Here is an 11,361-nt window from a genome sequence, read left to right as displayed (position 1 = left end):
CGCGGGATCCTTACTGGTAGAGGGCGTCGAGCGCCATGTTGAGCTCGAGAACATTGACCCTTGGTTCACCGACGAGCCCGAGATGCCGGGGCTCCACAGTCTGGGTGACGAGCGCCCGGACCTTGGCCGGATCAAGACCGCGGGCGGCCGCAACGCGGGCGGCCTGGGCCAGCGCCGCGTCGGGGCTCACGTGCGGGTCGAGACCGGAGGCCGAGGCGGTCACCAGATCGGCCGGCTGCCGGCCGCCGCCGAGAGCCATCACCCGCTCCGCCACCGCCGCCTTGAGGGCGGCACTGGTCGGGGCAAGGTTGGAGCCCGACGACGACGATGCGTTGTACGGGTCGCTTGTGGCCGAAGGACGGCCATGGAAGTACCGCTCCGCCGTGAAGGCCTGGCCGACGAGGGCCGAGCCCACGACGGCGCCGTCCCGCGTGACCAGCGACCCGTTCGCCTGGAACGGGATCACGGCCTGGGCGATGCCCTGGATCGCCAGCGGATAGGCGAGCCCGAGAAGCCCGGTGAAGAGCGCCACGAGATAGAGCGCAGGGCGCAGATGCTGCAACATGTTCCGTCTCCCGGATCAGACGAGGGCCAGCGCGTCGACGACGAGGTCGATCAGCTTGATGCCGAGGAAGGGGGCGACAAGGCCGCCGATGCCATAGACGGCCAGATTGCGGGTGAGCAGGGCGGCTGCCGAGGCGGGGGTGTAGCCCACGCCCTTCAGCGCGATCGGGATCAGTCCGATGATGATCAGCGCGTTGAAGATGATCGCCGACAGGATGGCGCTCGCAGGCGTGCCGAGCCCCATGATGTCGAGGACCCCCAGGCCCGGATAGGCCGCCACGAACAGCGCCGGCAGGATGGCGAAATACTTGGCAACGTCATTGGCGATGGAGAAGGTGGTCAGCGCCCCGCGCGAGATGAGCAGCTGCTTGCCCACCATGACGATCTCGATCAGCTTGGTCGGATCGCTGTCGAGGTCGATCAGGTTGCCGGCCTCCTTGGCCGCCGGCGTGCCGGAGTTCATGGCCACGCCGACATCGGCCTGGGCCAGTGCCGGGGCGTCGTTGGAGCCGTCGCCGCACATGGCCACCAGCCGGCCTTCGGCCTGCTCGCGCCGGATCAGCTCCAGCTTCTTCTCCGGCGTCGCTTCCGCCAGGAAGTCGTCGACACCGGCCTCTGCGGCGATTGCGGCCGCCGTCAGCGGGTTGTCACCGGTGATCATCACCGTGCGGATGCCCATGCGCCGCAGTTCGGCGAAGCGTTCGCGGATGTTCGGCTTGACGATGTCCTTGAGGTGGACGACGCCGAGCACGCGGCTGTCGCGCAGCACCACCAGCGGCGTGCCGCCCGTGGTGGCGATCCGCTTCACGGACGCCTCCACCTGCGGGTCCAGCGCCCCGCCGACCAGCGCGCGGACGGCATCGCCGGCCCCCTTGCGGATCCGCCCGCCGGACGGCAGGTCGACGCCCGACATGCGCGACTGCGCCGTGAAGGGAACGAAGGTGCCGCGCAGCGCCTCGTCCAGGTCGAAGCTGCCGAACTTGCGCGTGGCGAGCTGCACGATGGACTTGCCTTCCGGCGTCTCGTCGGAGAGCGAGGCGAGCACGGCGGCATAGGCAAGATCCTTCTCGGCAACGCCCGGTGCCGGCACGAAGGCGTCGGCCATGCGGTTGCCGAAGGTGATCGTGCCGGTCTTGTCGAGCAGCAGCACGTCGATGTCACCGGCCGCTTCCACGGCGCGGCCTGACTTGGCGATGACATTGGCCTTGATCAGCCGGTCCATGCCAGCGATGCCGATGGCCGAGAGCAGGCCGCCGATGGTGGTCGGGATCAACGTCACGAACAGCGCGATCAGATAGATCGGCGGGATCGTTGCCCCGGACCAGGCCGCGAAGAACGGCAGGGTCACGACGACCAGCAGGAACACCAGCGTCAGCGCGGCCAGCAGGATGTCGAGCGCGATCTCGTTCGGCGTCTTGGCCCGCTTGGCGCCTTCCACCAGCGCGATCATCCGGTCGAGATAGGTCTCGCCCGGCTTGGCGGTGACGCGGATGACCAGCCAGTCGGACACGACCGTGGTGCCGCCGGTGACCGACGACCGGTCGCCGCCGCTTTCGCGGATCACGGGGGCGGATTCGCCCGTGATCGCGCTTTCGTTCACCGAGGCAACGCCCTCGACGATCTCGCCATCGGTGGGGATGACATCTCCGGCCTCGACCAGGATCACCTTGCCCGGTTGCAGGAAGTCGGCGTTCTCCAGCGTGAAGCTGCTGCGGTCGGCCGCATCCTTCAGGACCTTGGCCGTCACGGCCGACTTGGTGGCGCGGAACGAATCGGCCCGGGCCTTGCCGCGTCCCTCGGCCAGCGCTTCGGCGAAGTTGGCGAAGAGGACGGTGAACCACAGCCAGACGGTGATCTGCAGGCCGATGGACACCGCCGGCCCGCCGGTCAGCGCCTCGCGCAGGACCAGGACGGTCGCCAGCGCCGACACGGTGGCCGTGGCGAAGATGACCGGGTTGCGCACCAGATGGCGCGGGTCGAGCTTGGTCAGGGTCTGCCACAGCGCCGGCTTGAGGATGGCGGGCGAGACCAGGCCGATCTCGGACTTGGAATGTTTCGACATGGGAGGTCCTCAGAAGGTCTGTCCGGCCTGCATCGCGATGAATTCGGCGATCGGGCCAAGGGCGAGAACCGGAAGGAAGGTCAGGGCACCGACGATCAGGATCGTCACCAGCAGGAGGACGACGAAGACGGTGCCATGGGTCGGGAACGTGCCGGCGGTGGCGCTGGCCGGGATCTTGGCCGCCATCAGCCCGGCTATGCCGAGGATCGGCAGGATGTAGCCGAAGCGGCCCAGCAGCATCGCGAGGCCAATGAACACATTGTGCCACGGCGTGTTGGCGTTGAAACCGGCAAAGGCAGAGCCGTTGTTGCCCGTGGCGGAAGAGTAGGCATAGACCAGCTCCGACAGGCCGTGCGGTCCCGCGTCCTGCACCGAGGTCGCCGCCGTGCCGGCCCAGATCGCCAGGGCGCTGAACACGAGCACGCCGACCGGCATCACGAGCAGCGACAGGGCGGCCAGCTTGATCTCCGGCGCCTCGATCTTCTTGCCGAGATACTCCGGCGTGCGGCCGACCATCAGCCCGGCCAGGAACACCGTCAGCACCACGAAGAGCAGCATGCCGGTGAGGCCGACGCCGGCACCGCCATAGATGATCTCGCCGAGCTGCATGTTGAGCATGGCCACCATGCCGCCAAGCGGCGTCAGGCTGTCATGCATGGCATTGACCGAACCGTTCGAGGCGGCCGTCGTGGCCACCGACCAGAGCACGGAGCCGACGAGGCCGAACCGGACTTCCTTGCCTTCCATGTTGCTGCCGGCCGGCGTGACAAACTCCGAGAGGATCGGGTTGCCGGCCCGTTCGGCGGAATAGAGTGCGGTAAAGGACAGGACGAGCAGCACTGCCATCGCGGCAAACAGCGCCAGGCCCTGGCGACGGTCGCCGACCATGCGGCCATAGGTGAAGCAGAAGCCGACCGGAATGACGAGGATCGCCAGGATCGACAGGAAGTTGGTGAGCGCGTTCGGGTTCTCGAGCGGATGGGCCGAGTTCACGTTGAAGAAGCCGCCGCCATTGGTGCCGAGCTGCTTGATGGCAAGCTGCGAGGCGACGGGGCCGACGGAGATGGTCTGCTGCGCGCCTTCGAGCGTGGTGGCCGTAACCGAGGCGTCCAGCGTCTGCGGCACGCCGAGGGCGGCCAGCACCAGCGCCAGGACCACCGCGCCCGGGACGAGGACATAAAGCACGGCGCGGGTCATGTCGGTCCAGAAATTGCCGAGCAGCCGCGTCTTGCGGGCCGCAAGGCCGCGGGCAACGGCCGCGGCGACCGCCATGCCGGTGGCGCAGGACAGGAAGTTCTGTGTCGTCAGGCCGGCCATCTGGCTGAAATGCGACAGCGTCGTCTCGCCGCCGTAGGACTGCCAGTTGGTGTTGGTCATGAAGGACACCGCCGTGTTGAAGGCAAGGTGCCAGCTCAGACCGTCAAAGCCCTGCGGGTTCAGCGGCAGCAAATGCTGCAGCATCAGGATCGCGAACAGGATCGCGAAGCCGACGGCATTGAACACGAGCAGCGAGAGGGCATAGGCGCTCCAGCGCTGGTCGGCGAGGTGCTGGCGGCCCACGGGCGCCAGGATGGCGCGCTCCAGCGGGGCGAGGAAGCGGATGTCGCCGGAGAAGACGGCGGCCATGTAGGCGCCGAGCGGCACCGCGAGGCCGACAAGAACGAGCAGATAAAGCCCGGCCTGGAGGAGATCAGCTTGCATCGCTGCCCCCTCAGAACCGCTCGGGCGCGAGGAGCGCGGCGAGAAGATAAACGAAGAGGCCGGCGGCCAGCGCCAGCCCCAGTGCAACATCAAGTGTCATGGACCTGCCACCCTTGTTGAAAGGACGGCCTATCCATTAGGCCCGCGATGCGTAAAGGCGCGATGCCGGATGCGGCGGGTCAGCGTAAAGTTTGCGTAAAGCCGGGTCTCCGCATCTCCGGCCAGCCCCGTTCAGGGCAGGGGAATGGGCCTGACGACCATCTCCGGCGCGGCCTGCGCCAGCGTCGGTGCCACGGCTGCCGCAGGGCCGACGCTCCCCTTTCCTCCGGTTGCCTGGCCATCTCCGGCCTGCCCGCCTCCGGCCGTGGCGGACGGAAGCGGCACCCGGACCGGAGCCGCCGCAGCAGCTGCCGCCGGCTGGGCGACGGCATGCGGCAGGGGCACGGTCGGCGTGGTCCGAAGGGGGGCGGTCTGCCCGGGCGACGGCGTGGTCGCCGGGTCGGGAAGCGGAATGGCCACGGCTGTCGCGGCCGGAGCGACCACCTTCGGGGCTGCTGCACCAGCCGGCCGCACAACCGGGGGAACAGGCCGGCTGGCCGTCGGGGCAGGCGCCAGAGCTGGCTCCATGCGAGATTCCATGTGAGGTTTCGGGCGTATGTCGGGGCGCATCCCAGGGGCGCCGAGCAACGTGTCGACGCGCGCCAGCGCCGGAGCGAGCGGCTGACCGGGCGCGGCGAGGCTGGACAGAAGGTTGGCCGAGGAAATCCCCGGTATGGCAAGTTGCAGGCGCTGCATCAGATCCACGGCTGCCGTCTCGGTCAGGCCCGCACGGCACAGCCGGACACGGATCTCGGCCATGTCATGGCTGCGCGGTCGGAACAGGCCACTGTCGCCGGTTGCCCGCTGCACGTCCTGCCACAGATAGGCACAGCCCCGCCCGTCGCTGGCGACGCCGAAGGGGCCATAGGCATTGACCGGCAACCGGTTCGACAGCCCGAGGCTGCGGCCAGGAAAGGCCGTCGCCATCTCGCTCCGGATCACGGCGGCCGAGGGCGCCGGACCGGTGCCGCGCTGGGTCAGACGGATCTCGATCGCATTTTCGCCGCTGGTGGCGGGATCGCCCGCAAGGGTGATCCGCTGCCGCTCGACACCGCCCGAACGGCTTTGCGTGACCCGGATGACCTGTCCGGCCGCCTCGGGCAGGCGGGCGAGGGCCATCGCCGCCCCGACCTCGCGGGGCGCGCTGTCCGTCAGCACCGACAGGGCCGCATCGTGGTAGGCCGTGACGGCAGGGGGCACCTGGCTGCAGCCCGCAGCGGCCAGCGCTGCGAGGCCCAGGACGAGGCTGCGGGCATGTCCGGTGTGCGTCATCATTCCCTCCCGAGCACCAGGATCGGGTCCAGTTCCTGCAGGCCGGCGCGGGTTTCCTTGGAGGAAAGCTGCCGGTCGAGCAGGGTGAAGACCTCGCGGGCGGCGGTCTTCTGGCCGGTGTGGATCAGGGCCCAGCCGCGCAGCAGCATCAGGTCGCGCGGTTCGGGCACCAGCAGGCGACGGCGGTCGAGCGCTGCCAGCGTGCCGGCATAGTTGCCCGCCTCGAAGGCGCTGGCCGCCGCCTGCGCCAGTGCGGCGCTCGCCACCTCCTGGCGACGTTCGACCGGCTGGTCGACGCTCTGTGCCGCTTCCACGGCGTCGAAGGACCGCCCGACCCGCAGCATTGCCAGAGACCGGCCATAGGCGGCATCGCGCGAGGTCTTGCGATCGCCCGACAGGGCGGCGTTGAAGGCAAGGGCTGCTTCCTCCGGCCGGTCGAGATCCATCAGGCACCAGCCGCGCAGCAGGGCGGCTTCGGCCCCGGCAACCGGTCCGGCCAGGCGCAGGCAGCCGGCCGGGTCACCGGCCTTGCGGGCCTTCTCCGCCTTGGCCAGGGCACCGCCACCGCTCCGCCCGGGTGCGGCACCTCCGGTCCGTGGCGCGGTCAGCGTCAGGCTGGCGAGGCGCGGATGCCGCCCGGTGTAGGTTGCCAGAAGCGCGGTCGCCGCCGTCCGGTCGCCGAGTGCAAGGGTCGCCAGCACATGCCCCTCCGCCGCCTTGTCATCGCCCCCCCAGGCGACGGCGGTCTCGAACCAGGCTGCGGCGGCCGCATGCTGCTTCAGCGAGAAGGCGTACCAGCCGAGCGCGGAGGCGCCGGCCGCAGACTGGCGGTTTCGCACCGCCTCGGCAAAGGCCTCGAGCCGGCCTTCGGCAGCCGGACGCGGCGTCGCCGACGTCAGGTCCTCGGCGACAAGGCCGATGAAGAGATCCTCCAGCGCCGACGAGATCTGGCGGTTGTCGCCGGCAATCTGTTCGGCCTCCGCTCCCCGCCCGAGACCGGCGAGCGACAGGGCGCGCCCGAGCAGGGCGTCGGCTGCAGCCGCCCCCGTCGTCCCGGCGCTGGCCTGCTCGAACAGCCGGAGAGCCTCGCCATGACGTCCGGCGCGACGGTGCAGCCAGCCCAGCAGGCGGGCGTTGATCATCTCGCGGTCGGCCTCGGCTCCGGCGCCCGCAGGACGGGCGAGGATTTCCAGCATCGCCTGGGACGGGGCCACGTCCTGCCGCAGCTCGAGATAGTCCGAGGCCCAGCGGCGGGCGAGATCCCGCTCCACGTCGGAGACATCGAGACCCGGCGTGGCTCCGGCCCGGCGCAGATCCTCGAGAAGGCGCTGTGACTGGCTGAGCGGCAGCACCGCAACGGCCTTCTGCGCCGTCGCGCGCTTGTCGGTCGCCGCGACCTCCCCGGCCGAAAGCGCCAGCGCGTAGAGATCGAAGGCCTCGGCGGTCGCGCCCGAGGCGGCATAGGCGGCCGCCACGCGCCACAGCACGTCGAGATCGGCCACGGTGAGCAACATCGGATCGGTCTCGATGGCGGCGATGACATCCGCATGCCGGCTGGCCTCGGAGGCCTGGATCAGCCGCAGCCGCGTTTCCTTCCGCGCCATCTTTTCCAGAAGCTCTGCCGGAGGTTGCCAGCCGGCATCGCCGGCCTGGCGCCGGGCGATCTCGGTCCGGAGCAGGTCGAGACGGTCCTGCGCGAACAGGTCCCAGAGATCCTGGTTCGGGTTGGCCCGGGCCGCGCCGGTGAAAAGATCCTTCGGCGGCACCCAGCCGGGATGCAGCGTCCGCAGGCGACGGATTTCCGCCTCCACCCGCTCGCGGTTGTTCTGGGCGGCGTAGTAGCGCAACGCGCTTTCGTCGACGCCCGGCTGGGCGAGCGCGGCACCTGCGCCGGCCGCAACCGGATCCGGCAGGGTTTCCGGGGCGGAGGCAAAGGTCTGTGCCAGGGCGGCGCTGCCTCCGCCGAGGCCGTGAACGAGAAGCGCAGCTCCGAGGAGAAGACGGGGTCTCACCAGCATTCGGGATACCTCTGCTTGACGGCGACGAGGGCGAGGGCCCTCAGGGTGGCGGGGTAGTAGGGCTCGTCGGACGGCACCCGCAGGTCCGCCGGCATCGGCGTGCCTTCCATGACGCAGCGCACCAGATCGGCGATGGCGCGGTAGCCGCGGTCGGTCAGGCGGTCGCCCGGTGTGCCTGTGGTCAGGTCCACGACCTCGGGCACGCGGCTGCTCCAGGCGGCTGCAAAGGGCGCAAGCTGCTGCCGCTCGCTCGGTCCCGCCCAGGCGAGATACAGCGGCACGCGGATGGCGTTGTAGCCGAACAGGGGCGGAAAGCCCTCGGCAGGCCTTGGCGCCTCGCCACCGAGGGCGACCCACTCGGCCGGCAGGTGCTGCGCGCCGAAGCGGCTTTCGGCCAGCAGCGCCAGACCGCTCATCGAAAGCGCCGTCCAGTCGACGGCACGGCGCGGGCCGCCGTCGAGCGCGGCCAGCACCGGAAAGGCCGGGAACACCCAGTAGGACGGATTGACAACGGGACCGTCCGGCCGGTCGTCTGCCGTGAAGCCGGAGGCCCCCGGCAGAAGCATCGGACGACCGTTCCTGTCCTCGATGACAAGGTCGCGCAGGGCCCGCGCCCGCGCCCGGGCCGCATCGGTCAGGGTTGCGTCGGCCCAGTGACGCCCGGCCTCGGCAAGGGCCCAGGCGATCAGGAGGTCGCCGTCGCTGGCGTTGTTGCGGTCCGTCACGGCCGGACTTGCGCCGGGCTCCCAGCGCCATGCGGCAAGCCCGTCATCCCGCACGTCGAGATTGGCCTGTGTCCACGACCAGATCCGGTCGAACACCGGCCGGTCATCGGCGGCGACAGCCAGGAGCATGCCGTAGCCCTGGCCTTCGGAATGACTGATGCCGCCGTTGGCCGTGTCGATGACCCGCCCCTCGGGCGACACGAAGCGGCGGGTGTAGTCCGCCCACAGCTCCGGTGCCGCGAGGCTGCCGGGCAGCGGTCTCGGCAGCACCTTCACGCTGGCCGCCGAGGTCGGCGCCAGGGTCGCAGCCACGGTTGATGCAGGGGGCGCCCCTTCGCCCGCTCCCTGCGGCGCCACGGGGAGAGGTCCGCCGGCCGGATGGGCCATGGAAGCGCCCACAAGCAGCGGCTGGCGTCCCTCGGGCGCGGACGGGGTGAAGTCGGTCACTGCAATCCACCCTGCCAGAGCCGTTCCGAACACGACCACGCCTGCAAACCGGATGATCCCGCGCCGCATCAGGAGCGCACCTGTCCGCCCGGGCGCAGCGCCCGGCCCGTGGCCAGAGCCAGGCAGAGCGCTGCTGCCAGCAGCAGCCCTGCATAGGCAAGCGGATTGCCGGACAGCCAGCCCGCGGCAACCAGTCGCCAGTTTGCCGCCGACTCCGGCGCGGTCACGACATGGAAGTCCGGCGCGCCCGCATCCGTCGTCACCAGTCCGGTCTGCATGTCGTACCGCGCCTCGTGCCCGGCGAGCTGACGCCACATCCCGGGGGCCACGATGTCCTCGACGGCAATCGACAGTGCCGCCGGGCTTGGTGCGGTGACGACCGTCCAGAAGCCTCCGGTCTCGGCCATCGGTCGCCCCTGGGCAATGACCAGCGTCGTGCCCGGCGTCAGCGGCTGGCGCGGACTGTCGGGCCGCACGAATAGCCCCGTGACCGCCGTCTCGACGCGGGAGAGGGTGCTGCGCAGCAGGTCGCGGTCCTCATGCGCCTGCAGCCAGCGCTGCATCACCTCGTCGCTGGATCCCGGCGTGGCGGTCAGGGATCGCTCCGGCTGCGCGGCGGCTGCCTCCTGCGGCGTGCGGATGGAGCCCGTCATCACCGGATCGGACCGGCTGATCGACTGCAGCGAGACGACACGCCGCTGCAGCGGGTTGGAGGCATTGACCATCTGCGGCGTGCTGCCGTCGAGGGTCGGCGCGCTCCAGGCCGCGCGCAGGCGTCCGGCATCCAGTCCGGCCGCCGCCAGGGCTGCCGGCGACAGGTCACCGAAAGCGCCGACCAGCACCGCGGCAGGTTCATCCGGCTGCGGGCGTCCCACCCGGATCGAGACGCTGCCCTGTCCGTCCATGTCCATCCCGAGCCGGACGGCAAGCGTGGCCGCCGCCGACAGCATGTCGGGCGTGGCGAAGGGCACGTAGACCGGCACGTCGCCGCCGGCCTTGCGCGCGAGCCCGCCCGTCAGGCTGGCGTTGAGCGAGGGCAGGCCGAGCAGGCGCGGATAGGCCGGAATGTCCAGCCGCGTCTCGTCAACCAGCAGAAAGCGCGGCGGCTCGTGCAGGGCTGCGAGCGTGTCGCACTGCCGGTCGGCGGCGGTCTCGGTCTGGGTCGTGATCTCGACGCTGTTGAGCCCCGGTCGGAACGCCTTCAGCGACAGGCGCAGGACCTTGTCGGCGAAGACGTCGCCGGCCGGATCCGACAGCGGCAGGCCGGCGGCCACCTCGCCGTTGACACGCACGACGATCTGGCTGGAGGGATCCAGCCCTGCGGCATAGCCGCCTGCCAGCGACAGGTTGATCGTGCCGGTCTCGGCCGGGAAGAAGTCGTCGGGGAGCCGCAGGTCGAACCGCGTGCGCTGCAGGCGGCCGTTGAACTCGCTGGTCCGGGCGCCGAGATCGGCAAGGGTCAGCGTCGTGCCCGGCTCCACGGGGCGCGGCAGCAGGCGGTCCAGCGCGGCCGCGCCGTCCGCAGACCCGCTGCGCGCTGCCAGCGACAGGTCGCCCGACCCGATGCGGGCCGCGAGGGCATCCAGGCCGTCCTGGTCCTGCTCGGCCACGACCAGCGTCACGCCGCCCTCGCCCTCGACCAGGGTCAGGTTGCCGGGTTGCGGCAGGGCCGGGCTGCCGAGCGCACGCAGCTCGGTCGGGGTGCCGAGGATCAGCGTCAGGCCGGGGGCCGGTCTGGCACTGCCGCTCACCTCGACGATCGGATGCGAAATGCCGGTTTCCCGGGCGATGCGCGTCAGAACGCCGACGGCGCGCGTCAGGGCGAGCGTGTCGGTCAGGTCCCCCTGCACGATGCGCAGGCGCTGGGCCCCGCGGCTGTCGGGGGCGAGCGCTGCCAGATCCGGCAAGGTCTCGAGGCCGAGTGAAGCGTCGGCAAAGCGCAGGCCGGTGCGGGCCGGGTCGATGTCGCTCCACAGCTCGTAGGTGGAGGGTGTGTCGCAGGCCACCCGGTGACGCTGGCTGACCGTCAGCCGCAGCGCATTGAGACCGGGTTGCAGCGCACCGGGAGGCAGATCGAACCGCAGGAGCTGCGGCTGGCCGAAGGCCTTGATCGGCTGTTCGCCGAGGGTCTGGCCATTGACGGCAAGGCGCAGCGTCGAGCCCTCCGGCATCACGGACACGGCCGAGGTCAGCACCAGCTCGAAGACCCCCGGCTGCGCAGCCTGGGTGCGGGTCAGATAGACGGGCCACTCGCGGTGATCGCTTTCGCCGGACAGCCGCAGTCCGCCGGCAAGCGCGGGCAGGGGGCGGAAGGTGCGGTCGGGCGCGGGCTCGCTCGCCACCGGCTCGGACGCGACGACCGGGGCGGCGGCGGGAAGGACCACGCCGGCGAGGAGCATGGCGGCAAGGGCCGTGCTGCGCAGCAGCCAGACGCCGGCCTGGGATGTGGTCGGGCGGACGGGAGAGGTCATCG

At 70.8% G+C, this 11,361-nt stretch carries 8 protein-coding genes; all 8 read right to left on the bottom strand.

Annotated features, from left to right (window positions below):
* Positions 1 to 10: 10 nt before the first annotated feature.
* Positions 11 to 565: a potassium-transporting ATPase subunit KdpC gene (gene kdpC / locus GWI72_RS14315; RefSeq protein WP_161676876.1), complete on the bottom strand. Its 555-nt coding sequence runs from the start codon at positions 563 to 565 to the stop codon at positions 11 to 13.
* A 15-nt stretch (positions 566 to 580) separates the two neighbouring features.
* Entirely contained in the window at positions 581 to 2,626 is a 2,046-nt protein-coding gene (kdpB, locus tag GWI72_RS14310; RefSeq protein WP_161676875.1) for a potassium-transporting ATPase subunit KdpB, read from the bottom strand.
* Positions 2,627 to 2,635: 9 nt separating this feature from the next.
* On the bottom strand, positions 2,636 to 4,327 hold the full coding sequence (gene kdpA / locus GWI72_RS14305; RefSeq protein WP_161709010.1) for a potassium-transporting ATPase subunit KdpA: 1,692 nt from the start codon (positions 4,325 to 4,327) through the stop codon (positions 2,636 to 2,638).
* Positions 4,328 to 4,337: 10 nt separating this feature from the next.
* Positions 4,338 to 4,427: a K(+)-transporting ATPase subunit F gene (gene kdpF, locus GWI72_RS14300; RefSeq protein WP_161676873.1), complete on the bottom strand. Its 90-nt coding sequence runs from the start codon at positions 4,425 to 4,427 to the stop codon at positions 4,338 to 4,340.
* A gap of 131 nt (positions 4,428 to 4,558) precedes the next feature.
* Positions 4,559 to 5,698 carry a cellulose biosynthesis protein BcsN gene (gene bcsN, locus GWI72_RS14295; RefSeq protein ID WP_161709009.1) on the bottom strand — a complete coding sequence of 380 codons (1,140 nt, stop codon included), beginning with the start codon at positions 5,696 to 5,698 and terminating at the stop codon, positions 4,559 to 4,561.
* Positions 5,698 to 7,716, bottom strand: a complete 2,019-nt coding sequence (locus tag GWI72_RS14290; protein WP_161709008.1) for a hypothetical protein — start codon at positions 7,714 to 7,716, stop codon at positions 5,698 to 5,700. The genes bcsN and GWI72_RS14290 overlap by 1 nt, the downstream gene beginning before the upstream one ends.
* Positions 7,707 to 8,957 carry a glycosyl hydrolase family 8 gene (locus tag GWI72_RS14285; RefSeq protein WP_161709007.1) on the bottom strand — a complete coding sequence of 417 codons (1,251 nt, stop codon included), beginning with the start codon at positions 8,955 to 8,957 and terminating at the stop codon, positions 7,707 to 7,709. The genes GWI72_RS14290 and GWI72_RS14285 overlap by 10 nt, the downstream gene beginning before the upstream one ends.
* Positions 8,957 to 11,359, bottom strand: a complete 2,403-nt coding sequence (locus tag GWI72_RS14280; RefSeq protein WP_161709006.1) for a cellulose biosynthesis cyclic di-GMP-binding regulatory protein BcsB — start codon at positions 11,357 to 11,359, stop codon at positions 8,957 to 8,959. The genes GWI72_RS14285 and GWI72_RS14280 overlap by 1 nt, the downstream gene beginning before the upstream one ends.
* Between the last annotated feature and the right edge of the window lie 2 nt (positions 11,360 to 11,361).

The organism is Pannonibacter sp. XCT-53 (assembly GCF_009915765.1).
In the GTDB taxonomy this organism is placed as follows: domain Bacteria; phylum Pseudomonadota; class Alphaproteobacteria; order Rhizobiales; family Stappiaceae; genus Pannonibacter; species Pannonibacter tanglangensis.
This window is presented reverse-complemented; position numbering and strand designations above follow the sequence as displayed.

What these genes read in the sequence shown, in the direction of transcription:
- GWI72_RS14285 (WP_161709007.1), bottom strand. Translation starts at nt 8,957, where the DNA reads ATGCGGCGCGGGATCATCCGGTTTGCAGGCGTGGTCGTGTTCGGAACG.
- kdpF (WP_161676873.1), bottom strand. Translation starts at nt 4,427, where the DNA reads ATGACACTTGATGTTGCACTGGGGCTGGCGCTGGCCGCCGGCCTCTTC.
- GWI72_RS14280 (WP_161709006.1), bottom strand. Translation starts at nt 11,359, where the DNA reads ATGACCTCTCCCGTCCGCCCGACCACATCCCAGGCCGGCGTCTGGCTG.
- bcsN (WP_161709009.1), bottom strand. Translation starts at nt 5,698, where the DNA reads ATGACGCACACCGGACATGCCCGCAGCCTCGTCCTGGGCCTCGCAGCG.
- kdpC (WP_161676876.1), bottom strand. Translation starts at nt 565, where the DNA reads ATGTTGCAGCATCTGCGCCCTGCGCTCTATCTCGTGGCGCTCTTCACC.
- kdpA (WP_161709010.1), bottom strand. Translation starts at nt 4,327, where the DNA reads ATGCAAGCTGATCTCCTCCAGGCCGGGCTTTATCTGCTCGTTCTTGTC.
- GWI72_RS14290 (WP_161709008.1), bottom strand. Translation starts at nt 7,716, where the DNA reads ATGCTGGTGAGACCCCGTCTTCTCCTCGGAGCTGCGCTTCTCGTTCAC.
- kdpB (WP_161676875.1), bottom strand. Translation starts at nt 2,626, where the DNA reads ATGTCGAAACATTCCAAGTCCGAGATCGGCCTGGTCTCGCCCGCCATC.